This window comes from Mucilaginibacter flavidus (assembly GCF_024055575.1).
Classification (GTDB): domain Bacteria; phylum Bacteroidota; class Bacteroidia; order Sphingobacteriales; family Sphingobacteriaceae; genus Mucilaginibacter; species Mucilaginibacter flavidus.
Genome location: NZ_JAMXOE010000002.1, coordinates 155185 through 180648, shown reverse-complemented (window position 1 = coordinate 180648; position 25464 = coordinate 155185). Strand labels below are relative to the sequence as shown.

Annotated in this window: 21 protein-coding genes; 15 read left to right on the top strand and 6 right to left on the bottom strand. The window is 44.3% G+C overall.

Annotated elements, in window-relative coordinates; genetic code table 11:
- Positions 1-107 precede the first annotated feature (107 nt).
- The 7 genes from uvrB to NAF19_RS05110 all read left to right on the top strand — a co-directional run bounded on the left by uvrB (position 108) and on the right by NAF19_RS05110 (position 9570).
- Positions 108-2132: an excinuclease ABC subunit UvrB gene (gene uvrB / locus NAF19_RS05140; protein ID WP_252788743.1), complete on the top strand. Its 2025-nt coding sequence runs from the start codon at positions 108-110 to the stop codon at positions 2130-2132.
- A gap of 167 nt (positions 2133-2299) precedes the next feature.
- Entirely contained in the window at positions 2300-3289 is a 990-nt protein-coding gene (locus tag NAF19_RS05135) for a DUF6427 family protein (protein ID WP_252788742.1), read from the top strand.
- Positions 3290-3358: 69 nt separating this feature from the next.
- Positions 3359-4051, top strand: coding sequence for a phosphoribosylformylglycinamidine synthase subunit PurQ (gene purQ, locus NAF19_RS05130; protein WP_252788741.1), 693 nt, complete (start codon positions 3359-3361; stop codon positions 4049-4051).
- 76 nt (positions 4052-4127) lie between these two features.
- Entirely contained in the window at positions 4128-4868 is a 741-nt protein-coding gene (locus tag NAF19_RS05125; protein ID WP_252788740.1) for a type III pantothenate kinase, read from the top strand.
- Positions 4861-6198, top strand: a complete 1338-nt coding sequence (gene bamG, locus NAF19_RS05120; protein ID WP_252788739.1) for a BamG family beta-barrel-assembly machinery protein — start codon at positions 4861-4863, stop codon at positions 6196-6198. The genes NAF19_RS05125 and bamG overlap by 8 nt, the downstream gene beginning before the upstream one ends.
- Before the next feature lie 90 nt (positions 6199-6288).
- Positions 6289-6858 carry an LPS export ABC transporter periplasmic protein LptC gene (gene lptC / locus NAF19_RS05115; RefSeq protein WP_252788738.1) on the top strand — a complete coding sequence of 190 codons (570 nt, stop codon included), beginning with the start codon at positions 6289-6291 and terminating at the stop codon, positions 6856-6858.
- Between the two features lie 150 nt (positions 6859-7008).
- Positions 7009-9570, top strand: a complete 2562-nt coding sequence (locus tag NAF19_RS05110; RefSeq protein WP_252788737.1) for a putative glycosyltransferase family protein — start codon at positions 7009-7011, stop codon at positions 9568-9570.
- A 145-nt stretch (positions 9571-9715) separates the two neighbouring features.
- Here NAF19_RS05110 and NAF19_RS05105 read toward each other — a convergent pair whose 3' ends face one another.
- Positions 9716-10471 carry a glycosyltransferase family 2 protein gene (locus NAF19_RS05105; RefSeq protein WP_252788736.1) on the bottom strand — a complete coding sequence of 252 codons (756 nt, stop codon included), beginning with the start codon at positions 10469-10471 and terminating at the stop codon, positions 9716-9718.
- Positions 10471-11730 (bottom strand): glycosyltransferase family 4 protein, encoded by a 1260-nt coding sequence (locus NAF19_RS05100; RefSeq protein WP_252788735.1) that lies wholly within the window; start codon positions 11728-11730, stop codon positions 10471-10473. The genes NAF19_RS05105 and NAF19_RS05100 overlap by 1 nt, the downstream gene beginning before the upstream one ends.
- A gap of 153 nt (positions 11731-11883) precedes the next feature.
- Here NAF19_RS05100 and NAF19_RS05095 point away from each other — a divergent pair, with 153 nt between their 5' ends.
- Positions 11884-12390 (top strand): serine acetyltransferase, encoded by a 507-nt coding sequence (locus NAF19_RS05095; protein ID WP_252788734.1) that lies wholly within the window; start codon positions 11884-11886, stop codon positions 12388-12390.
- A gap of 146 nt (positions 12391-12536) precedes the next feature.
- Positions 12537-13283: a class I SAM-dependent methyltransferase gene (locus NAF19_RS05090; protein ID WP_252788733.1), complete on the top strand. Its 747-nt coding sequence runs from the start codon at positions 12537-12539 to the stop codon at positions 13281-13283.
- A 32-nt stretch (positions 13284-13315) separates the two neighbouring features.
- Here the strand turns inward: NAF19_RS05090 and NAF19_RS05085 are convergent, their stop codons facing one another.
- A complete protein-coding gene (locus tag NAF19_RS05085; RefSeq protein WP_252788732.1) occupies positions 13316-13660 on the bottom strand; it encodes a type II toxin-antitoxin system RelE/ParE family toxin in 345 nt (114 codons plus the stop codon).
- Complete coding sequence (locus NAF19_RS05080; protein WP_252788731.1) at positions 13653-13874, bottom strand: hypothetical protein; 222 nt, start codon at positions 13872-13874, stop codon at positions 13653-13655. Before NAF19_RS05080 ends, NAF19_RS05085 begins: the two co-directional genes overlap by 8 nt.
- Before the next feature lie 188 nt (positions 13875-14062).
- Between NAF19_RS05080 and NAF19_RS05075 the strand changes: the two genes are divergently transcribed.
- From NAF19_RS05075 to NAF19_RS05065, 3 genes are all read left to right on the top strand, one after another.
- Entirely contained in the window at positions 14063-17251 is a 3189-nt protein-coding gene (locus tag NAF19_RS05075) for a S41 family peptidase (RefSeq protein WP_252788730.1), read from the top strand.
- Positions 17252-17488: 237 nt separating this feature from the next.
- Positions 17489-17980: an ankyrin repeat domain-containing protein gene (locus tag NAF19_RS05070; protein WP_252788729.1), complete on the top strand. Its 492-nt coding sequence runs from the start codon at positions 17489-17491 to the stop codon at positions 17978-17980.
- 222 nt (positions 17981-18202) lie between these two features.
- Positions 18203-19606, top strand: coding sequence for an aminopeptidase P family protein (locus NAF19_RS05065; protein WP_252788728.1), 1404 nt, complete (start codon positions 18203-18205; stop codon positions 19604-19606).
- 187 nt (positions 19607-19793) lie between these two features.
- Here the strand turns inward: NAF19_RS05065 and NAF19_RS05060 are convergent, their stop codons facing one another.
- Both NAF19_RS05060 and NAF19_RS05055 read right to left on the bottom strand, forming a co-directional pair.
- Positions 19794-20711: a glycosyltransferase gene (locus NAF19_RS05060; RefSeq protein ID WP_252788727.1), complete on the bottom strand. Its 918-nt coding sequence runs from the start codon at positions 20709-20711 to the stop codon at positions 19794-19796.
- Between the two features lie 9 nt (positions 20712-20720).
- Positions 20721-21494, bottom strand: coding sequence for a class I SAM-dependent methyltransferase (locus tag NAF19_RS05055; protein WP_252788726.1), 774 nt, complete (start codon positions 21492-21494; stop codon positions 20721-20723).
- 372 nt (positions 21495-21866) lie between these two features.
- On the opposite strand from NAF19_RS05055, the gene NAF19_RS05050 reads away from it, so the two are divergent.
- The 3 genes from NAF19_RS05050 to NAF19_RS05040 all read left to right on the top strand — a co-directional run bounded on the left by NAF19_RS05050 (position 21867) and on the right by NAF19_RS05040 (position 25101).
- Positions 21867-22124 carry a DUF4834 family protein gene (locus NAF19_RS05050; protein WP_252788725.1) on the top strand — a complete coding sequence of 86 codons (258 nt, stop codon included), beginning with the start codon at positions 21867-21869 and terminating at the stop codon, positions 22122-22124.
- Between the two features lie 2 nt (positions 22125-22126).
- A complete protein-coding gene (locus NAF19_RS05045) occupies positions 22127-22417 on the top strand; it encodes a hypothetical protein (protein ID WP_252788724.1) in 291 nt (96 codons plus the stop codon).
- A gap of 206 nt (positions 22418-22623) precedes the next feature.
- Positions 22624-25101 carry a YfhO family protein gene (locus NAF19_RS05040; protein WP_252788723.1) on the top strand — a complete coding sequence of 826 codons (2478 nt, stop codon included), beginning with the start codon at positions 22624-22626 and terminating at the stop codon, positions 25099-25101.
- Positions 25102-25464: the final 363 nt, after the last annotated feature.

The following is a 25464-nucleotide window of genomic DNA, read 5'->3' as shown; positions in this document are numbered from 1 at the left end:
GATTTTGTTTAGCAAATTAAAATTAATACGATGGTGATATGTTAGAGATAAACTGACCTCTAATTAACTAATCTCTAACCGCTAATCGTTAACTTTGTATTTACACTATGGATTTCAAACTTACTTCCCAATATTCTCCCACCGGCGACCAGCCCGAAGCCATCAGGCAACTGGTTGAAGGTGTAAATAATGGCGATCCGTTCCAGACCCTGCTGGGGGTTACCGGTTCGGGTAAAACGTTTACCGTTGCCAATGTTATACAGCAAACGCAAAAGCCTACGTTGATTTTAAGTCATAACAAAACGCTTGCTGCACAGCTTTACGGTGAGTTTAAGCAGTTTTTCCCTGACAATGCGGTCAACTACTTTGTATCGTATTACGATTACTACCAGCCGGAAGCATTTATCCCTACAACCAATACTTACATCGAGAAGGATCTGCAGATAAATGAGGAGATTGAAAAGCTGCGTTTGCGCACCACATCGGCACTGATGTCGGGAAGGAGGGATGTGATCGTGGTGTCGTCCATTTCCTGCATTTATGGTATGGGTAACCCGGAGGATTTTAAGGATTCGGTTTTTAAGTTTGCTGTTGGCACCCGTATAGCACGAAATGCATTTTTGCACCGGTTGGTTGAGATATTGTACTCGCGCACCACTGCCGATTTTAAACGTGGCACTTTTAGGGTTAAAGGGGATATCGTCGATATTTTCCCGGCTTATATGGACCACGCTTACCGTATATCCTTTTTTGGTGATGACATTGAGGAGCTGACCAGCTTTGACGTGAGCACAGGCAAAACGCTGGAAAAAATGACGCACATGGTGCTTTACCCGGCCAACCTTTATGTTGCCCCGCGCGAGCGTTTTTTACAATCTATCTGGGCCATACAGGAAGAGCTGGAAACCCGCAAAAAGCAATTTATTGGCGATGGCCGCTTCCTGGAGGCTAAGCGCCTGGAAGAAAGGGTGAATTACGATTTAGAAATGATACGCGAGCTGGGCTATTGCTCGGGCATTGAGAATTATTCCCGCTTTTTTGATGGTCGCTTGCCGGGTGCAAGGCCGTTCTGTTTGCTGGATTATTTTCCGGAAGATTACCTGATGGTTATTGACGAGAGCCACGTAACTGTGCCACAAATACGGGCTATGTATGGCGGAGATAGGTCGAGAAAGATCTCGTTGGTTGACTATGGTTTCCGCCTGCCAGCAGCACTGGACAACAGGCCGCTCAACTTCCAGGAGTTTGAGAAGCTGGCCCCGCAAACCTTATATGTGAGCGCAACCCCGGCTGATTTTGAACTGGAGAAATCGGGCGGCGTGGTGGTTGAGCAAGTGATACGCCCAACCGGATTGCTCGACCCTGTGATTGACGTTCGCCCGGTAATAAACCAGGTGGATGATTTGCTGGAAGAAGTGGACAAGACCATCAAAATGGGCGACCGCGTGCTGGTTACCACCCTGACCAAACGCATGAGCGAGGAGCTGGCAAAATATATGGACAGGCTGGGCATTAAGTGCCGCTACATACACTCTGAAGTAAAAACACTGGAACGCGTGGAAATTTTGCGCGGTCTGCGTCTTGGCGAGTTTGATGTGCTGATAGGTATCAACCTGTTGCGCGAGGGTTTGGACTTGCCCGAAGTATCGTTAGTGGCTATTTTGGATGCGGATAAGGAGGGCTTTTTACGAAGCGAAAAATCGTTGATACAAACCATTGGCCGCGCCGCCCGTAACGACCGGGGTCGGGTGATTATGTATGCCGACAAAATTACCGACTCGATGCAGATCACCATGGACGAAACCAACCGTCGCCGTGAGATACAGATTGCTTATAACACATTACATGGTATAACCCCAATAACTGTGGGCAAAACCCGTGAACAGATAATGGAGCAAACATCGGTAATGGACTTTAAGGACGGCATACAGAAAGCCTACGTAGAAGCCGACATGGTTAGCCTTGCCGCCGATCCTATTGTGGCCTACATGACCAAGCCCGATTTGAAAAAATCGATAGAAAATACCAAAAAGGAAATGCTTGCCGCTGCGAAGAATATGGACTTTTTGTTAGCGGCCAAGTTGAGGGATGAGATGTTTGCATTGGAGAAGATGATGGAGGAGAAGTTTTAGAAGAAAAAATATCGAACATCGAATATCCAATATCGAATGATGAAGGGTTCTTGGGTGTTGGACATTCAAAATTCGGTGTTCGATATTTGTTATTTACCAGCTATTATCACCCTATAGTTTTATCCTAACGACAATTGTGCTAATTTCGCAGCGCAAATACGCCCTTAATGATTGGTTTTTTTAAAACGCTTAATCCGTTCAATATTTTACTGCTTGTTGTAGTGCTATTTGTGTCGCGGGCGGGCTATTTGCTTACCGCCCCGGCTACAACCGAATTTGCATTTGCTGAACCTGTTGCGCGGCTGTTAATTGCGCCTGGCTCGTATATTAACCCGGCAGTTACCGCTTATAATGTTTTGCTGGCCGCAGCCATTGTGTTTATACAAAGTCTGCTGATAAACCGATTGGTAAATCACTTTAACTTATTGGGTAAGCCTACGTTTCTGCCTGCTTTAATGTATGTTACTGCAACGGCTTTGTTTAAATCGTTTTTGGTATTGAGCCCGCCGCTTATTTGTAATTTTTTGATTATCTGGATGCTTTTCAGGCTGTTCAGTTTTTATAAAAGTAGTGATGCCAAGTCGGCCGCGTATGATTTGGGGATGATGGTTGCTATCGGTTCGGTAATTTATTTACCCTTTATCTACCTGTTTTTGGTGCTGTGGATAGCCCTGTTTATCTTCCGCCCGTTTAACTGGCGCGAGGTTGTGGCCAGCATTATTGGATATGTGACCATATTTTTCTTTTTGGCTGTGTATTATTTTTTATCCGACAGTATCAACCGGTTTCCGGCTATCTGGCGGCCGCTAGCCACCAAATTTCCGGATACAATTAACATTGTTTATTACAACTACCTGGTACTTATACCCGTTATAGCCATACTGGTACTTTGCTTTTTTAAGCTGCAGCAAAACTTTTTTAAAAGCTATGTACAGGTGCGTAAATCGTTCCAGTTGTTGTTTGTAATTTTTTTGATGGCGGGCTTGTCATTTTACGTAAAAACGCCGTTCACTTTAAACCATTTTTTGCTTTGCACAGTACCGCTTGCGGTGTTTTTTGCTTACTATTTTTTGTACGCCAAAAGCAAATGGTTTTACGAAAGCTTGTATTTATTGCTGCTAATCAGCATCATCTATTTTCAGTTTAACACTTTTTAACTTTTACATTCGTTCAAATCACGGCTGTTATATTAGTTTTGTACCATTATTACACAAAAAATCAATTTAATGAAATTTGGAGTAGTTGTTTTCCCGGGTTCTAATTGCGATGAGGACATCATCTATGTATTGGAAAAAATAATGGGCCAGCAGGTGGTCCGCCTATGGCATAAAGACCACGACCTACAGGGTGCCGACTTTATTGTTTTACCGGGTGGGTTTTCGTTTGGCGATTACCTGCGTTCGGGCGCGATTGCACGTTTTTCGCCTATCATGACCGAAGTAATACAGTTTGCTGCCCGCGGCGGTTATGTTTTGGGCATTTGCAATGGCTTCCAGGTATTAACCGAAGCCGGCCTGTTACAGGGTGCATTGCTGCATAACGAAAATCGAAAATTTATTTGCCGCAACATTTATATGAAGGCGCAAACCACAAATTCGTTGATCACTGCGCAGATAGACCCTGAAAGGGCGCTTAAAATACCTATTGCACATGGCGAGGGTAATTATTTTGCCGACGCTGATGTTTTAAAATCGTTATATGACGATGATTTGGTGCTGTTTAAGTATTGCGATGAGTATGGTATGGTAACACCTGAATCGAACCCTAACGGCTCATTGGATAGCATTGCCGGTATCACCAATATAAACCGTAACGTGTTTGGCTTTATGCCTCACCCTGAACGCGCATCGGATGCATTAGTGGCTAACGAGGACGGGCTGGCAATTTTTGAATCGATATTGTCACTCGTAAAGGCATAGTCATTTGGTCATTACGTCATCGGGTCATTGTTTTTTGACTTAGGGCTTATGAATCGCGACTCAAGACTTAAAATAAATGAACCTGGTTATCGATATCGGCAATACGTTTACAAAAATTGCTGTTTTTGAGCACGACAGGCTGTTGCAGGCAGAACAGTACGGCCAGGTTGATGAAACTATAATTGATAAAACCCTCGCTGATTATGCCATCGGTAAGGCCATTATATCATCAGTAAAAAAAGAAAAAGAGGAGTGGCAAAATATACTGGCCGGTAAAGTAAAGCTGGTGTATTTTAGTGCCGGGATGACAAGTGGCATAACTAACCATTATTTAACCCCACAAACGCTCGGGCTCGACAGGCTGGCCGCAGTAATAGGTGCATACCACCTGTACACTGGTAAAAGCAACGTGGTAATTGACGGGGGCACTGCCATTACCTACGACTGGGTTGACGCCCGGGGAAATTATTTTGGGGGCAGTATATCGCCGGGTTTAAATATGCGTTATAAGGCATTAAATAATTATACAGCCGGTTTGCCTTTGATAAAAGCCGATGAAAGTTTTACCGCCGACAGCGGCAACGATACAAAATCGGCGATAATATCCGGGGTGCAAAACGGGATAAAATATGAATTGGAAGGCTTTATAAAAAGCTATAAAAAAAACGGGGAAGAGCTGAATATTGTGCTTAGCGGCGGTGATAGTATTTTTTTTGATACGCTGCTAAAAAATAGCATCTTTGCCCCCTATATAAAAATTGAGCCTCACTTGGTTCTAAAAGGATTAAACGCAGCCATACAAACTAATAATGATTAAATATACCAGGGTTTTTATAATACTAATACTTGCTGTTTCTGTATACGGGGCACACGCACAAACATCCGCTACTACAAGTTCGCCTTATTCAAGATACGGGCTGGGTGATATAGACCAGGCTGTAACGCCACAACAAAGGGGCATGGGCGGCATATCAACCGCTATCAACAAAATAAATAATTACAACACCATAAACGTACAGAACCCTGCATCGTATGCGTTTATCAACTACACCACTTTTGATGTCGGTATTTATGTAAACTCAATTGGGTTGAGCCAATTACAGCAAACCAGTGTACGTAACTCAAACTTCAGGCTTAGCCACGTTTATTTTGCCGTGCCGGTTAGCAAACGGTCGGCGCTTAGCTTTGGTTTAATGCCGTATAGCGAGGTGGGATATAACTATAAACAGGTACAGTCGAGTTTTAAATCGAACTTGCCGACTGATACCAATGCTGTAAATTACCTGTATAACGGCACCGGAGGCCTTTCAAAGGCATATATAGGCTATGGGTTTGGCATAGGCCATCTGTCAATCGGCGCTAATGCCTCTTATATTTTCGGTAACATAGTTCAAACGGCGTCTACAGAGGTTCCTAAATTATATGGCACACTAAACTCACGCATTGAAGACAGCAAAAGCGTTGGCGGCTTAAACTATGATTTAGGCCTTCAGTATTCGTTCGATTGGGCGAACAATACCAGGCACTTTACAGTGGGTTATTCAACTTCAACGGCGAATAGTATTACCAATACCTCATCATACATAGTAAGCCAGTACACTTACGACGCCAGCGGTAACGAAAATGCCCCAGCCGACTCGATAGTTAACCACCAGAACGAAAAATCGAAAATAAAACTGCCTTCCATTAACCGTTTTGGACTGTCGTACCAGGTAGACAACAAATTTTTGGTGGGCGCTGATTTAACATTGGGTAACTGGAGCAGCCTGACCATTGACGGGGCTAAAGCTCAAAATGTACAAAACAGCAAAACGTTTGCTGTGGGTGGGCAGTTTACACCTGACAATAACGCGCTGCGTAACTATTTTCAGCGGGTTGACTACCGTTTAGGGTTTATTTACGACCAAACTTACCTAAATATAAATAATACCAACATCAACAGGTATGCAGTTACATTTGGCCTCGGCCTGCCTTTGGCGCCGTCACAAACGCTAAGTTCGTTTTATAAAATAAACATATCGGCCGAAATTGGTAAACGAGGTACCCTGGGCACTGCGGACAACCCGTTAGTTAAAGAAAACTACGTTAACATACATTTAGGCTTTACGCTAAACGATAAGTGGTTCCAAAAATATAAGTTCCAATAATTCGTTTAGGAGTTGGATTTGCTTACAGTAAAGGCTTGTTTGTGATTTTTATCTTGATTCTTGTATCTTGACGCTTGATTCTTCTTCAATATGAATATCCGGGCAATTAAGTTAATGCTGTTTGCGGGCATAATGCTTGCGTTTTGCTCGTGCGAGAATTCGTTGAACGACATCAAGAAAATTGCTTCTAAAGAAGAGGATAAACCCATTTCGCGCACCACAGATGTTGATATAATTTACAGCGACTCGGCGAAGGTTAAAGCACATGTGACCGGGCCGCTGATGATTGATTATTCGGACAATACTCCCAAGCCCTACAAAGAGTTTCCCAAAGGCATTAAAATAACTTTTTACGACAGTAATTTAAAAGAAAGCGGCAGTGTTGTATCAGACTATGCCATTCAGCGCGAGAAAGAGAATCTAATTGAATTCAGGCGGCATGTTGTAGCCACGAGTGCACACGGGGATGTGTTTAAATCAGAAGAATTGACATACGATAAGACTGCCAAAACATTTAAGTCCACCAAACCGGTTGAGATAACAAGCCCTGATGGTACTATCATGGAGGGGGTAGGCGCTGATAGCAACGATAGTCTTTACCCGTGGCATATTTTGCAGACCACCGGTGTTTTTCATGTAGATGAAAAAGCGGTTCAATGATGTCGGACTTCGGACGTTCGGTGCCCGATTTTTTGGATACAGAATTCCGGAATTTACGACCCCGATAAATCAATCAAACATATAATTCACTTTCTCATACTAATTTCTATTTTTGAGGAATTAATATTAGCTCTTTTTTAAAAAACTTAGATGAACAATTGGTTTAAGCGAAATGGCATTCACTTTTTGATAGGTGTAATTTTCTTTGTGATATGCATTATTTACTTCGCCCCGGCATTCCAGGGTAAAGTGTTAGGACAGTCGGATGTTACCGGCGCCCAGTCGACCCAAAAAGAGATAAACGACTACAGGGAAAAAGGCGTCACCATTTTGTGGACCAACCAGATATTCGGCGGTATGCCAACGTTCCAGATATGGGCGCCCTACCCGGATAATATTACCACACACGTTGTATCTGCCTTAAAAACAGTATTTCCCAACCCCGTTGATACGGTATTGCTGCTGCTCTTCGGCGTTTATTTTTTACTAAGCGTTTTAAAGGTAAAGCCGTGGCTGGCGGCAGCCGGGGCCCTGGCGTTTACGTTTTCGTCGTATAATATTATCCTGCTGGTCGCAGGGCATTCAAACCAGGTTTTTGCAATCGCTTTTTTCGCGCCTTTAATAGGCAGCATAATACTTACCCTGAGGGGCAAGTATTTTACCGGTGGTGCCTTAACTGCACTTTTTTTGGCGATGGAAATAAGGGCCAACCACATCCAGATGACTTATTACCTGATGCTGGCGCTACTGATATTCCTTGGTATTGAGCTGTACCATGCGCTGAAGGCAAAAAATACAAAACCATTCTTGAAGTCGCTGGGTTACCTGGCGGGTGCTGCGCTGCTTGCTCTCGCTATAAATGCTTCGTTACTATGGAGTACTGCCGAGTACGCTAAAGACAGTTACCGCGGTCAATCGAATTTAAAACAAAATACCAAGGAACCAAGCGACGGCCTCTCCAAAGATTATGCCTACCAGTACAGCCAGGGTGTTGCCGAGTGTTTTACCTTTTTGGTGCCGAACGCCTTTAGCTTTGGCTCTGGGCCGGAAACGCTCGATCAAAATTCGGAAACGGCCAAGGTGTTTTTGGCTAAAGGAGCCGACGAGCAGCGGGCGGTTCTCACAGCTCAGCAAGTTGTTGAAAGTTTCCCGGGGCTTACCCTGTACTGGGGTAATAAACCTGGCACATCGGGGCCATTTTATTTTGGCGCCGTAATATGCTTCCTGTTTTTATTTGGCTTGCTGGTTGTTAAAAGCAGGCTTAAATGGTGGCTGCTGGGTACTGTAGTGTTAACTATGTTGCTATCATTCGGCAGTAACTTTCCTTTAGTATCAGATATTTTCTTTAAATACTTCCCGCTTTATAACAAATTCCGCACGGTTGAATCGATAATTGCGGTTACCAGTCTTTGTTTCCCGGTGCTGGCATTTTTAGCGGTGCAGCAAATTGTTGACACTGACGATAAGGCTATCATATTTAAAAAGCTTAAACTGGCGTTTTACATCACAGGCGGCCTTCTGTTTGTACTGATTGTAATGCCGGGTATTTTCCTGAGCTTTAAAGGAGCCGATTACCAAACCGGGATAACTTACCTTACCCAAGCCCTTAAGGGCGACAGTGCCCTTGCAAACAGCGTGGCAAAAGCCATTGTTAGTGACAGGGAATCGCTGGAGCGCAACGACGCCATCAGGTCGTTGATATTTGTGGTACTGACATTTGGCCTTTTGTGGGCATTTATTAAGGAAAGGATAAAAAATACGCTGGTATTTTCGGTTCTGTTGCTTGTGTTAACTGTAGGCGATGTATGGCAGGTTAGTAAACGTTATTTAAAAGATGCCAATTTTGCCGATAAACTGGACAACCAGGTAAAACCACGCGAAGTTGACAATTTTATTATGCGCGACACTGACCCCGATTTCAGGGTGTATGATGCGACTGCCAACGTCAAGTTCGACCAGTTTAATGGGTTTTTCCATAAATCAGTAAGCGGTTATTCGGCAGCGCGTTTAAAACGTTATGATGAGTTGATTGATAGTCACCTGTCGCAAAGCCCTCCAAATCAGGACGTGCTGGATATGTTGAACGCCAAGTATATTATTACGACAGACACATCGCGCAACGTTAAGATGTTTGCAAACCCAACGGCCTGCGGCCATGCCTGGTTTGTAAAAAGCCTTAAGTATGCTAAGAACGCCGATGAGGAGATGACGGCGATCAGTGCCTTCGCTCCGAAGGATGAGGCCATTGTTGACCAGCGGTACAAGAAGCTGATTGATGAAAAGCAGGCGCTGGGACTTGATACTGCCGGTACTATCAAATTGGTAAGTTACAATCCTGACCATATGATTTATGAGAGCGGTTCAACAAGCAATCAACTGGCTGTATTCTCTGAAATTTATTACGAAAAAGGCTGGACAATGCTTATTGATGGCGTTGAAAAGCCATATTTCCGTGCTGATTATGTGCTGCGTGCGGCGCAAATACCAGTAGGTAACCATAAAATTGAATTTGTGTTCCACCCGGCATCATACTACACAGGCGAGAAAATTTCTCTTGCTGGCTCGATATTGCTGCTGCTTGCTTTAGGCGGCGCCGGTTTTGTTGGCGTACGCAAAATGAAAGAGGAAGCTGCTGCCGTCGAACCGGAACCAAAGAAACCGGAAGGCAAGAAAGTTGAGCCGGTGGCGAAGAAATCGGGTGGTAAAAAGTAATTGAAATAATTTTTAGATAGAGATAGCGATGGGTTGGTGCTCATCGCTATTTTTTTGTCTGAACCTTGATTTTTAGTATTGAGGGATGGGCATGATACCTGGCGCGTTTAACGATCGGGACATCCTTCAAGCAATTGAATCAGGGTCAGTCATTAGTCCTTTTGTGCCTCAGCCAATACCAGGCCAGGTTAACAGCGATTACAAAGTGATTTAAAACGGTAGGAACGAGGCCATAGTATTCCTTCATAATATTATATCGTTCCTGCAGGCTTTGGCGATGTTTAGCTTTTGACATACCGCCAACCAGGTATTTGGCCACATAACGGTTTGCGTTTACTATGGTTTTTGCTTTTTTTGCCGCGCGGATAATCCAGTCGATATCAGCACTAAGCTGGTATTTGCGGTTATATGGTTCGGTTAACGAGCGGCGGATGTAGATGGCCTGGTGACTAATGCTCATACCAAATTTAAAATCGCGCCAGGTAAATTGGGCGGGCGCTTTGTGACGGCGCTGACCAAGGCTTTCGGCGGCATCGTTTATCATTTCCGTTTCGCCGTAATAGATATCGGCATCGGGCGCGGTTTCAAATACTTTCTCTACCGTATCGGTTCTATAAAATTCGTCACCCGAGTTCATGAATATCACGTAGTCGCCGGTGGCAGCGGCAAGGCCCTTGTTCATGGCATCATAAATACCTTCGTCCTTTTCGCTGATGAGTTTTGCGATCCGGGTTTTGTACAGCTCAATAATTTGCAAGGTGCCATCGGTTGATTTGCCATCGACAATTATATATTCGATGTTGGGATAGGTTTGGTTTAGCACCGAAAGCATAGTGCGCTCGATATCCCTTACGTTGTTGTAAACAATGGTAATAACCGAAAGGGTGGGATTGAACGGCATTATTTCAATATCGATTGATAAACGGCCATGTACTGCTGGGCTACCTTCTCGTTGCTGAAATTATCCAGCACCTTTTTGCGGGCATTGGCTGCCAGTTTACCCGTCTTACCTGCATTTAAAACAAACCTTATGCCGGTAGCAAAATCGTCGGCCGATTTATATTCAGCAAGATAGCCATTGTTAAAATGGTCGACCATGTCGGGTATACCTCCGGTATTAAAGGCCACCACAGGCGTTGCGCAGGCCAGGGCTTCCATTACGGTGTTTGGCAGGTTGTCTTCTAGGGCTGGCGAAACAAATACGTCAGCAAGGCTGTAAAGGGCTGCCAGCTCGGTTTGTGAGGTGACTATCCCGACTTCGTGCACTTTAAAGGGCAGGGTACCTGTATTAAACTCTTTGTTCTTGCCGAATATCACAATTTCAACTTCGCCGGCGTAATTGTTTTTAAGGATGCTTAGCGCCTCAACCAGGTAGTTAATGCCTTTGCGCCGGTCCATGATATTGGCTGCGCCAAAGAGTATCACTTTTGAGTTTTTACCGATATTTAACTTTGCCCGTGTGGCGTCGTTATCTTTTGGTGAAAATATTTCGGTATCAATCGGGTTCGGGATGGTTTCGATGCGGAAGCCTTTTAATAATGTGCTTGTGCGGGCAACGTCGGCTAGCCAATGGCTGCAGGTTACAAACACAACATTTTTGGCGGCTTTCAGCATATATTTCTTGCGGAAAAAACCACGGTATGAAAGGTCCTCGCCGTGCGGTTTGCGCAGCATCCAGCAATTACCACATTCATGTTTATAGTGGTCGCATTCGCCGGAGTAGTGACAGCCTCCAGTAAAAGCCCACATATCGTGCAGCGTCCATACCACGGGTTTGCCGGTTAAGAACAGTTGCTTAAGGTTTTTAATGGAGAGGAAACCGCTGTTTGTCCAGTGCAGGTGCAAAACATCGGCACTTAAAATATCGGGCTGGTTGGTAATATCAGTCCCTGTGTCAGCCGCTGAAAATGCAAACCGTACCGATTTGTCCTTCGCCTTAAACCAGATGAAAGGCAGGCGTTCATAATAAAAATTGAAATTTGTTTTTAACCGGCTCCAAAAATCATTGGCGATGCTCTCGACCAGGGGTTCGGCGGTCTTTTTTTCCTGCACCTGCATCATGGCATCAACCTGCTGTAATTCCAGCGCTTTTAGCAGGCGCATGCAGGCAGCCGGGGCACCACCGCCGGCATCAGATGTGTTTATTAAGGTTACCTTCATTCAGTGGCGCTAATTATCGCAGCAATTATAACAATTCTAAAATGAAAACTTTACTTTTGGGCGTTAAGGCCTCACCAAATCCTCTACAAACAAGAGGATTTGACGAACAGGGGTTATTAGTAGCATTGTTATCAACAATCTGAAAACTATAAAATGAACTTTTTTGCTTATTTATTCCAGGATTGGAGCGCCAACCGGCAGAATTTTAAAGCACAATCGGTTTTATTTTCTTTCAGGCTGATGATGGTTTTTAACCGTTACCTGGTCACCAAAATTATATTTTACCCGTACTTTATGCTTTACCGCTTTTGGGTGGAGTGGGTACTGGGTATTGAACTGCCGCGCAAAACAACTATAGGAAAAGGATTATCCCTTTACCACGGGCAGGCATTGGTAGTTAACAAAGGCACCATCATCGGTAATAATTGCGTATTGCGTAACAGCACCACCATCGGCCACAAAAAACTGGCCGACGGCACGTTTAGCGCTTGCCCGCGGATTGGGAATAATGTAGATATTGGGGCCAATGTTTGTATTATTGGAGATATTGCTATCGGGGATAATGTGATAATAGGTGCGGGTTCGGTAGTAATAAAAGATGTACCTGCTGATTGCGTGGTGGTAGGGAACCCGGCGAAGGTATTGGAGAAGAAAGGATAAATAAAAATAAAAAACACGTCATGCTGAACTTGTTTCAGCACCCCATTTGCTCAGTGACCGGCATCTCGGCGACCTGTCCTGTGAGGTGCCGAAACAAGTTCGGCATGACGGTTGGGAGACTAAAAATATAACGAACTAACGTTTTAATGGAACAAAATTTAACCGACCGCTCATTTTGGAAATCTTTTTGGGAATCGAGAAAAGGGCTGATATTTTTTATAAAACCCAACTATGTTTTCGGCAACATACTGGCAAAGCTTATCGCCGAAAAAAATGTAAAAAACGCAATTGAGCTTGGCGGTTTCCCTGGTTATTATGCCACCTACCTGAAAAAATACGAGCACCTGGATACCACCTTGTTTGACTATTACATTCACCAGGACCTGATAAACCAACTGCTCGAAAAGAACGGGTTAAAACCCGGCGATATCAATATAATTGAAGCCGATCTGTTTAATTACAAGCCTGAAAAGTTGTATGATATGGTGCTCTCGTTTGGTCTGATCGAGCATTTTAACGATACCAAAGCCATTATTGAGACCCACCTGCAGTTTTTGAAACCGGGCGGCATTCTGTTTATTACCCTGCCAAACTTTAAAAGCGTAAACGGCTGGGTACAGCGCAATTTCGACAAAGAAAATTACGATAAACACAACATAAACAGTATGGATCTGCAGTTGCTTACCGATAGCTGTAAACAACTGGGACTAAAAGAAGTTGAAGCATACTACCATGGCCGTTTTACCGTATGGCTGGAAAATAAATCGGAGCGGACCGGGTTGACCAAGGCGTTGGTAAAAGCCATTTGGGTAGCCGGGAAAGTGTTTACGAAGGTTATACCGATGGAGAGCAAGGCGTTGTCGCCGTATATTGTGGTAAAGGCGGTGAGGTAGGCGTTTGGATTATCGGTAGCCCTTTTACATCTCTACATTTCGTCGAGTATTTTATCAAGTTTTTTCAACGCTTCTGCCTTGGTTATGGTCTCCCTGTCAGATTTATCGAATATTGACATCAACAGGGTAGTAATTCCGTCTTCGGTTTTAATAATATGATAATATAACACCCTGAAGCCACCACTTTTGCCACCACCTTTACTTTTGTCGCGTAAACGAAGTTTATAAATTTTCTGACCAGATGGTTCACCACAATATGGATCGTCAGTCAATTTATTTATCAATCCATCGATAGATTCTTTAAGGGTGTGAAATTTTTTCAGTAAATCTTTTGCTTCCCGCTGGAAGTTTTTAGAGATAATAACCTTATTAGTCATTCCACAACTCGGAGGGTAAAATGCCTTTTGAAAGACCTTTTTTTATCAAAATGGCTTCATTACACGCGTCCTGCAATGATTTGAATTCAGCTTCACTCAGGCCATCGTCATCATTATCAATACTTACTTTTAACCCCGCATTTTTTGTAATGGTGGTTAATTCAGAAAGTATCGACTTCTTATCATCCGGTATTTCAATGATTAGTGTGGTCATATAAACGCTTTTGTTTTAAACGTAATCAAATTTACAATATTTTTTTTACTCTGGTATCTTTATAAGTTTACGACGTCCCATCTTGTTTTAAATCCTGTAAAATAGTACTTTAACCAAAATTTCGGAGACGCAAAGTGTTGTCTCTCTACATTAATGAAATTGTACCTGACTTACATAATTTATCTCATATGAAAAAAATCTACCTGCTCATTTTATCATTTTTAACCATTCAAAACTTTGTCCATGCGCAAAGTGCCGGTGTTTATTTTACATCGTATCCAACCCTGACACCTGATGGAAAAACCGTAATCTTTAGCTACGAGGGCGACCTTTGGCGGGCCGATTTGAATAACGGCAATGCAGCACGCATAACCGCCATGCAGGGCGAGGAGGTGATGCCGCGTGTATCGCCCGATGGTAAATGGCTTGCATTTTCGTCAAACCAGTTTGGTAATTATGATGTGTATGTGATGCCTTTAGCCGGTGGGGATATTAAGCAGCTTACTTTTAGCAGCGCAGGGGATGAGGTGGATTCGTGGACCTGGGATTCGAAATCGATTTACTTTACCTCGAACAGGTATAATGAATTTAGTGAGTATACAGTTAAGCTGATAGGCGGCACCCCGGTGCGCCTTTTTAACAATTTTTTTAATACGATACACGGCGTAGTAGAGCACCCGCAAACCGGTGAACTGTTTTTTAGCGATACCTGGGAAAGCTATATTTTCCCTACCCGTAAACATTACAAAGGCGCCTATAACCCGGATATACAATCGTACAATCCCAAAACCAAGGCTTACAAGCAATATACCGACTGGGTAGGCAAAGATTTCTGGACATCAATAGACCAGAAAGGTAATGTCTATTTCGCATCGGACGAGGGAAGCGGGGAGTATAACCTGTATACTTTCATCAACGGTAAAAAAACTTCGCTGACGCAGTTTCCATCATCCATAAAACACCCGGTGGTTAGTGCTAACGGCGAAAAGGTGGTTTTTGAAAGAGACTACCAGCTTTTTGTGTACGATGTGGCATCGAAGCAAAGCCAGAAAGTAAGCCTCTCGCTATCCCGCAATGATGTGCTAACCAAGCAGCAGGAGTTTAACGTAAAGGGCAAAATTGAAGCCGTAGACGTATCGGTTGACGGTAAAAAACTGGCATTTGTGAGCCGCGGCGAGCTTTTTGTAAGCGACATTGAAGGTAAATACGTAAAGAAGATAGAACGTGGTAATGCCGAGCGGGTAACCGAGGTTAAATGGCTGCCTGACAATAAATCATTGCTGTTTGCACAAACCTTCGGCGGCTATACCAATTGGTACACCACAGCTGCCGACAAGCCATCGACAGAAAAACAAATAACTACCGATAAGCAAAACGACAGGCTGCTTACTGTAAACAAGGAACACACCCAAGGTGTTTACCTGAGCGGTCGCAACGAGGTAAGGCTGCTCGACCTGAAAACGCTGGAAAGTAAAACCATTGCCAACGACGAAATTTGGGGCTTTCAAAATCCGTCGCCCGTTATATCATCAAACGGCGAGTATGTGGTATACACGGCCTTCCGCAATTTTGAGCAGGATATATTGATCTATGGTATAAAATCGGGTAAAACAATTAACCTTACCAATAGCGGTGTTACAGAGACTGATCCGTTTTGGTCGCCTGATGGTAAGTACATTTACTTTACTTCGGCACGTACAACGCCCCTATACCCATCAGGTGGTGGCGACATTCACGTTTACCGCATGCCGCTGCAAAAATTTGATGAAGCATTTCGCCTGGATAAGTTGAAAGATTTGTTTAAGGAGGAGAAAAAAGATAGTACGGCCAACAAAAAGGATAAGGATAAAACGGCCGCTGCCAAAAAGAAACCGCTGTCGGAACAACCCGCACCTAAACCTCCGGTAGATATTATCATTAACACTGATGATATTATGAAACGGCTGGAGCAGGTGAGCCCCGGGTTTGGGGTACAGCGCTCGCCTTATGTTATTCAGAAGGGGGATAAAACGCTGGTTTACTATGCGTCGAACCATTCGGAAGGCAACTGGGCCATTTACCGGACAACTATACAGCCATTTGAAGATAATAAAACCGAAAAAGTTGGCGGCGAAGACGGCGCAGGGTTTGATATAGTACAAAGCGGCGATAAATATTACGCGCTGGCCAAAGGCAATATTTATACAGTGAATATTGATGGCAACAAACTGGAGAAAGTCGATATCGATTACAAATTCGAGCGCAACCTTGACGGCGAGTTCAGGCAGATGTATGACGAGGCCTGGGCAGGGTTAGAAGAAAACTATTATGATAGCGAGTTCCACGGTACCGATTGGAAGAAAATGCACGACCGGTACGCAGTTTACCTGCCCTTTGTAAATAACCGCAGCGACCTGCGCACGCTGCTGAATGATATGCTGGGCGAGCTCAACTCATCGCACCAGGGCTTTTACTCCAATGGCAGCGAGGAACGTAAAACACTTACCTACGCCACCATGGAAACCGGGATAATGTTTGATAACGAGGATCCGTACAAAGTTTCGACGGTATTAAAAAATAGCAGCGCCGATAAAGCTGGCATCGATGTGAAGCCAGGCGACAGGTTGAAAGCTGTAAATGGCCAGCCCGTTGACGAAAAGCAGGACCGCAATTATTATTTCACAAAGCCATCGATGGATAAGGAAGTGGAGCTGACTTTTGAACGTGATGGAAAAGAAGTATCAGCCAAAATACACCCGGAAAGTCGTGGTGCATTAGACGGCGATTTGTACGACGAATGGATAGACCATAACCGCGCTGTAGTAAACGAAAAAAGTAAAAACAGGATTGCCTACGCCTACATGAAAGATATGGGCACCGGTTCGCTGGAAACGTTTTTAGAGGATATGGTTGATGATGCCTATAAAAAGGATGCATTGATATTGGATTTGCGCTACAACACCGGCGGCAATGTGCATGATGCGGTGCTGAGATTTTTATCGCAAAAGCCCTACCTGCAATGGCAATACAGGGGCGGCAAGAAAAGTCCGCAGCCAAACTTTGCACCGGCAGCCAAGCCGATAATACTGCTGGTAAACGAGCAAACCCTAAGCGACGGCGAAATGACGGCGCAGGGCTTTAAAACATTAGGACTGGGTAAAATCATCGGCACCGAAACCTATCGCTGGATAATTTTCACTAGCGGTAAAGGCCTGGTCGACGGTTCGTTTTACCGCATACCGGCCTGGGGTTGTTTTACGCTGGATGGCAAAGACATTGAGAAAAACGGCGTAGCGCCGGATATTTACGTGAAAAACGGCTTTACAGACAGGCTGGAAGGAAAGGACCCGCAGCTGGATAGGGCGATTGAGGAGATAATGAAAGATTTGAACCGTTGATTGTTTTTGATTACGTTGATTGCGCTGATTTTAATTTTGTGATTACAACGATTTAAGGATAATTACACCGATTTTTGGAGCGCAAATGTGGGCTGATTTAGCTGATGACGCTGATAAATAGCCCCCTTGTCATTGCTGTGCGAGGAACGAGCGCGGCAACCTCGTCGTCGTGCATTGGCGCTTATGTATGACGATGAGGTAACGAGGAATAGAATTATAAAATATACCACCATTGAAATGCAAATTGATGAATTAAAGTTGATTTTATTACACAAATCGTTCGGCGAAATTGAAGCGGTGTTAAGAGATTTTGATTTGGCCTCTACCGATAAGTTTGGGAACAACATTTTTCATTACTATGTTGGGAACTATGGGGCTGTACAAACGCCTTTAGAAAAAATAATACAATTGTTTATCGATTTTGGGATTAGTATCAGCGCTAATCAATCAAAAATGCCTAAACGAACCGCATTGCATATTGCCGTAATCAAGAAATCAAAAGATGTTTTTGATATACTGTTAAAAATGGGTGCTGATGTTAATATCCGGGATGGTTATGGGAATGTACCATTATTTGATGCTGTTTTTGGATACCGCGGTGATGGTTATTTTATTGAAACTCTTATCTCAAAAGGTGCCAGCGTTGATATAATGAATGATTATGATGTTAGTCCTAAAAGCTTGGCGGAGACGATAGCTAATTATGATACCAGGAAGTTTTTTACATAAATTCTCTGCGAAGTGTGCAGTAATTCGGGGCGAAGAGTGCATAGCGGCTGTTTCGTTCTGAAATGTTCACCCACCGCAGGGTCCTCTGTCGGGAGACCCTGCGGACACGGGACCTGCATTTATTTGCTGTGAAATGTTAATCCGGGATAAGACAATTGGGAGTAGATTTTTATAGATTTGCCCAGCAGCGTAAAAATCTATCAAATCTTTTAATCCAGGTTCATGAATCTCCACCTTTTTGACAAACAGGTTTACACCGGCCGCAGGCAGGTTTTAAAACAAAATATAGCTAACGACGGCCTTATTGTGCTGATGGGCAACGAAGACAGCAGCATGAACTATAGGGATAACACCTATCTTTTCCGCCAGGACAGCACGTTTTTATATTATTTCGGACTGGATACCCACGGCCTTGCTGCTATCATCGATACGGATACCGGCGAGGAAGTGATCTTCGGCAACGAGCTGACGATTGATGATATTGTTTGGACAGGCACTTTGCCTACTGTAAGCGAAATGGCAGCCATGGTTGGCGTTACCGAAACCAAACCTTACGAGCAGATTACACATCATATTCATAAAGCGATAGCTGCCAGCAGACCGGTGCATATTTTACCGCCGTATCGCCCTGAGAATAAAATTAAACTGGCGGCGTGGCTAAATACCAGCCTGGGCGATATTGCCAAATATGTTTCGGTAAAGCTGATTAGAGCGGTTATCGGTCAGCGGGTGATAAAAACGCCTCTGGAGGTTGCCGAACTGGAAAAGGCAGTGGATATCAGTATTGATATGCAGTTGGCGGTTATTAAACATACCCGCCCCGGTATTAAAGAATATGAGTTGGTGGCCAAAGCGCACGAAGCTGCAATCGCTGCCGATGCTCGCCTCGGGTACCCAGCCATTATAACCACCTATGGCCAAACGCTGCACACCCATTACTATGGCAATACCTTGCAGGAAGGCCGTATGGTATTGAGCGATATCGGTGCCGAAAACGCCATGCACTACGGTGGCGATTTAACGCGCACCTTCCCTGTGGGCAAAACTTTTACCACCAGGCAGGCAGAATTGTACGAGGTAGTGCTCAATTCCATGAACCATGCCATCAGCCTGCTGAAACCCGGTACACGGTATAAAGATATTCACCTGGCTGCCTGCCAGAAATTGGTAGAGGGCTTAACCCAAGCTGGTATTATGAAAGGCGATGCCGCCGAAGCTGTTGAGGCCGGTGCGCACACCATGTTTTTTCAGTGCGGATTGGGCCACATGCTGGGTATGGATACCCACGATATGGAAGATTTGGGCGAGCAATATGTTGGGTATACCGATGCGCTGAAAAAGGAAACAGCCATCTTCGGGCTAAAATCATTGCGATTGGGGCGCGAACTGGAAGCAGGTTTTGTGCTGACCGTTGAACCGGGTATCTATATCATCCCCGAACTGATTGACCGCTGGCAGGCCGAAAACAAATACGCCGATTTTATTAATTACGATGTATTGAATACTTACCGCGATTTCGGTGGGATAAGGATTGAGGATAACTTTTTGATTACGGAGACAGGGAGCCAGGTTTTAGGTAAATATTTACCTAAGAGTTTGAAAGAGGTAGAGGGGTTGAAAGGGTAAAAATAACCCCCCGAATCGTCATTGCGAGGAACGAAGCAACCTCTACGTGTGCTAATCAAGGAGTAAAAAGCTTGTGGTGACCTGTCAGCCGCATTTTGGTTTTTACAAACATCACGGTTCCTGATTGTCCTGTGCAGAGGTTGCTTCGTTCCTCGCAATGACGTGTGGGAGAGGTGATTAGGTATTCTTATTTCTTCACCAAATACTTCACCCTCAACTGCGCTACAAACCGCACCCCGCGCTGCAATAGTGTGCCTTTGCGGTTCTTTAGGAAATTTTTGATGGCTGCATAGGCCTGCGGGTTTTCCTTAACTTCGGTGGGGAATTGTTTGATGGCTGCTCTGCCTATGCGCACCTGGTACATGTCCTCTTTGTTGGAATGTACGCCGCTGCCATCATTACCTATGTTTTGGATGAGCGAGGTTGATGGGTTTAAGGTTAAGCCACCTTTTAAAAATATGGAGGCGTACCAGCGGATGGCCCAGGAATTATTTTTACCGGCTTTGAAACCCGTTAACTGTTTCCAGAAGTTCATGGTGCCATTGATGGAGAACTGGTCGGTTTTTTGTTTGTCGAACTGGTTGAGCAGTACATCCACATCATCCTCGAAATGGTTCCATGCGCGGCCCCAGGTTGCCCAGCCCCAGCTGGTTGCTGCGCGCCAAAAGAAGGTTTCCGGTAGTTTTTTATCCGCCAACTCATACATGTAGGCACCTATATGCATCACCTTTTCTTCTTTGGCATAGCGGTTTAATCCTTCGTTAAAATACTCCAGTGTGTGGGGCGACGACAGCAAATCATCCTCAAAAACAATAATTTTACCATACTCGGCCACCAGTTGCGTAACCCCGCTGATGATGGAATTGGCCAGGCCCAGGTTCTCCTTGCGCTCTATAATTTTAACTGATTTAAAGCCGGATACGTCTTTTATAAAATTGCGTACCTGCTCCACTTTTGCCCTGTCGTCCTCCGTTTTTGGCGCATCTGAAAATATAAACAGTCGCGACTCATCGGCCAGTAAATTCTTTTGCAAATAACTGATGGTGCGGCGCGTGTGTTCAGGCCGGTTGTAAACAAAAAGGGCAATCGGGGCAAGGTTTTGCATTGGCAGCTACTAGAATATTTCGAGGTGTTTGTCGGCTTTTTTACAAAGAACGGTATAAGCGTTGGCTAATTGTTCATCAACCTTTTTTCCGAAGATTTTTCCGAGGTTGTTCTTCACGGTGTACTCGGCAGCAATCTTTAAATCCGTAATAATACTCTTTGATTTTTTTTGATTTATGTAGGTATTAAACTTCGTAACCTCGGGTTCAATCAGCGAGGTTAAATCGTCTTCAACCTCAAAACCTTCCGTGTTTAACAGGTAGCGAAGGGAGGTTGGGGTGTATACGTTAATGTGGCCGTATGCCAGAAAATGTTTAATGCGCTTATCGACACCGGCGCGGTAATCAAGCGGCACTTCTATCACATAGTGACGGGCAACGCGTTTTAATTCGCGCAGCAACACGCGCTCGTGCTCAACATGTTCCAACACGTGCGACAGGATGATTAAATCAAAACTGTTATCTTCAAACGGCAGCTTGTAGCCATCAAATAATGCAACCGATTTCAGATTCTTTATATTGCGGGTTTTGATGTGCTCCACGCCGCTTTCGGATATTTCAACAGCATGGTATTCGGGTGCAAAATCAGCATCGGCCAGCAGTTTTAAAATGCTGCCATCTCCTGCGCCAACTTCCAGCACTTTACGGAAATCGCGGCCGTGGCAAACGTCGATAATATGCTGCGCCTTGTATTTGGCGCCGAGCATGCGCCAGGCCTCGTCGTGTTTTTCGTAAAATTCATCGTACGCGGTTTTAACATTATCGCTGATGCCTGATTGTTGCATAGTGTAGCTGGTTGTTGAGGCGTCAAATTTAGTAAAAATTAAGGATGGGAAGGAGGATTCGCTGCGGTAGAAAAATTTAACCACGGAGGCCACTGAGAAGGCGCGAAGAGCACAGAGCCCGCATAATTTGAACACGGGTTAAGGGCAGCCCCTCACGGGCCAAAATACAGTTATGGGTAGGTGGCTACAAAGCGGTAGTGCCTACGGCCCATTATCGTCCTATTTCAAATATCCGTACACTGTCATATTCGCACATCCACACATCTTCTCCTGTAACAAACACCATCAATTAATTGTCAAAAGCCATGTCAAAATCATATGCAAACAAATTTGCCGTTATAATATTATATTTGTGGGCTTAAATTTTTTAAGATGATAAGGTTATTAGATTTTTTGCTACTTGTTATAGTAGTTTTATATATAATAAAAGCGCTGGTGCGTTTTTTACTGCCGATGCTGTTTCAAAGTGTGGTAAACAAGGCTCAGGAGCAGCACCAAAACCAGCAGCGTAATTACAGCAGCCAAAAGCAGCCTGATGCCAAAGTTAAGGTTGATTATATCCCCGAAACCCACAAAGCTAAAGTGCCTGACTCTGAGGGAGACTTTATCGACTACGAAGAAATTAAGTAACCATGTTAATACCCGAGGAAGTATTTAAACGCCGCAAACAACACAACAATACACCGGAATCGATAATGTTGATTATCGTCAACTTTATTGTGGTATCGCTGGCCGAAACTTTGTTTTGGGATCATACCCATATCAATTGGTTTTTTTGGGTGGCAATTGGTCTGCTGGCCGTTTATAATTTCTTCTCGCTCCGCAAAAATCTTGAAGTTTACAGCAAGATTGATAAAATCGTATACGTTTCGAGTATGATTACTTTGGCGATACTTGCGGCGGTGTTGTTTATATTTCAGTAGTAAGGGTAGTTTTAACCACAGAGGCACAAAGAAGGCACGGAGGACACTGAGCCTTTCAGTTCGATATTTTTCCTTTGTGAGTTCTGTGTTTTTCACTTTGCGCTTCCGTGGTTATTTTTTACTACATCATTAAATCACCACCCTATAACCGCAATCTCCCGTTAATTTCTATTTTTGGAACCTTCAAACCTTTAATAAAAATACAGATGGGTAATTGGTTCAGGCGAAACGGGATTCACTTTATAGTTGCTGCGGCATTTTTAATTATCAGCTTTTTGTTTTTTACCCCGGCTTTCCAGGGTAAGACTTTGGGGCAAAACGACGTTACGCGGGCTCAATCCACCCAAAAAGAAATAAACGACTACCACGAAAAAGGCACCACCATTTTATGGACCAACCAAATACTGGGCGGTATGCCGGTGTTTCAAATATGGGCGCCTTATTCGGGAAGTATAGCCACACATATCGTTAATTTTTTGGATACGGCTTTTCCCTCGCCTATTTATATTGTTTTTTTACTGCTGTTTGGCTCGTACTTTTTGTTTAATGTTTTAAAGCTGAATCCCTGGCTGGCGGCGGCCGGCGCAGTGGCGTTTACCTTTTCATCGTACAATATTATTTACATAGCGGCGGGGCATGCCAACCAGGAGTTTGCTATAGCCATTTTCGCACCTATAATTGCCTCCATACTTCTTGTGCTTCGCGAAAAAAGGTTGTTAGGTGCGTCGTTGCTAGCGTTATTTCTTGCTATAGAAATAAAAGCCAATCATATCCAAATGACCTATTACCTGCTGATAGCGTTGCTGATTATGCTGGCGATAGAGCTTTACCATGCCGTAAAAAGCAAAAACACGGCTCCATTTTTTAAATCGCTGGGTTATATTGCAGGTGCAACTTTACTGGCGTTAATGGTGAATGCTTCCCTGTTGTGGAGCACTGCGGAATATGCCGGCGACTCTATCCGCGGTAAATCAAACTTAACCCAAACCGATAAAAAACCGGGCAGCGGCGTTCCGCGTGACTATGCTTATGAGTTTAGCGAAGGCGTTGGCGAAACGTTTACCTTTTTGGTGCCGAATGCATATGGCGGTGAATCGGGCGGGAGTGAAGATCCTGTCGAATCGAATATTACCAAAGTGCTGGTTAGCAAAGGCGTTGATGCCGGGCAAGCGCAACAAGTGGCACAAAGTATCCCGCTTTACTGGGGCGAAAAAACGTTTACCAATGGGCCCTGGTACTTCGGAGCGGTAGTGTGTTTCCTGTTTGTATTTGGCTTGTTTGTGGTGAAGGACAGGATAAAATGGTGGCTGCTCGCAACGGTGGTGTTAATGATGTTCCTGTCATTCGGTAAAAACCTGCCCTTCATTTCTGATTTATTTTTTAATTATTTTCCGTTATACAACAAATTCCGGGCGGTTGAATCTGTGCTGGCGGTGGCCATGCTTTGCGTACCAATGCTGGCGTTGCTGGCGGTTAACGAGGTTATTACCAACCCTGATAAAGCCATGTTGTTTAAAAAAGCTAAAATTGCCATTTACATAACGGGCGGCATAGCTTTGCTGCTGGCGCTGCTGCCCGACGCGGTGCTTTCTTTCAAATCAAGCACACACCACGAACTTATCAGTAAAATATCAGCAGGCATTACCGGTGGAAATATGCCGATGGCGACCGATATAGCCAATGCGCTGGTGCAGGACAGGATATCCATTGCCCGCGCCGATGCCATTCGTTCGCTTATATTCCTGGCACTGGGTTTCGGTATTTTGTGGGCCGGCATCAAACAAAAAATAAAAGTTGTGCCGCTGTCGCTGGCGTTGCTGGTTTTAATATTGGTTGATTTATGGATGGTAGACAAGCGCTACCTGAAAAGCGAGCAGTTTGTTGACCGGGAGGCCGTAATGAAACCGCAGCCCCGTAATGTTGATCAGGAAATTTGGCGTGATAAAGACCCTAACTACCGGGTAATTGATTTAACGCAGGTGTTAACGCAAGACGCTACTACGCCATATTTCCATAAATCCATTGGAGGTTATTCGGCAGCCCGGTTAAAGCGTTTGGACGAGTTGATTGAGAACCAGTTCAGCAGGCGCATTAACCCGGCGGTTTTAAGTATGCTGAATACCAAATACATCATTAATGCTGATACCGCGAAAAACCTGAGCGTTATGGTCAACCCGGCTGCCTGCGGGAATGCCTGGTTTGTGAAAACTGTTAAATATGTGCCCAATGCCGATGCGGAGATGAAGGCGCTGGATAGTTTTAACCCGAAGGACGAGGCCATTGTGGATCAGCAGTATAAAAGCATGATTGAAGGGAAAGGATTTGACCGCAGTGAAAAAGCTGAGGAAGCTATTAAATTAATCAGCTATAACCCCGACCATTTGATTTACGAAACCAACCCGTCAAGGCCACAATTGGCGGTTTTTTCGGAAATATATTATAACAAAGGTTGGAAGATGCTGATTGACGGTAAGGAGCAACCCTATTTTCGGGCCGATTATTTGTTGCGTGCCGCTGTAATACCGGCGGGCAATCATAAGGTGGAATTTGTATTTCATCCGGCATCGTATTACACCGGCGAAAAGATTTCGATGGTAGGGTCGGCATTGTTAGTGCTGGCGCTGGGCGGTGCTGTTTATTTAGAGCGGAGGAAGAAAACGGAGGGCGGGCAAAAGGTCGGGTAGGGTGACGGTATCATATGTTATAAATCGACACAACCCCAGAGGGGTTCAAGGTCGGTAGAAAAATAAGCAACACAAAAATGCCGTGCCGTTAGGTACGGAACCTTAGCGATGTTGCGTACCTGACGGCAAGCTAAATTACGTTAATGTTGTTTTCTACCGACCTTTTGCACCGATGGTGCATTTTATCCGTCAACTAAATGATATTGATACATATCCCAGGTGCTTTTTTACGGCCACTTTAGCCCCATTTTTGTTACAACAATCAATAAAATATAACACAAAATTTTGTGTTATAGAATTTTAGTAAAAGTTGTATCTTGCGCCCTCTTTTTATTATATAAAGAAATAAGTAATTATATACGT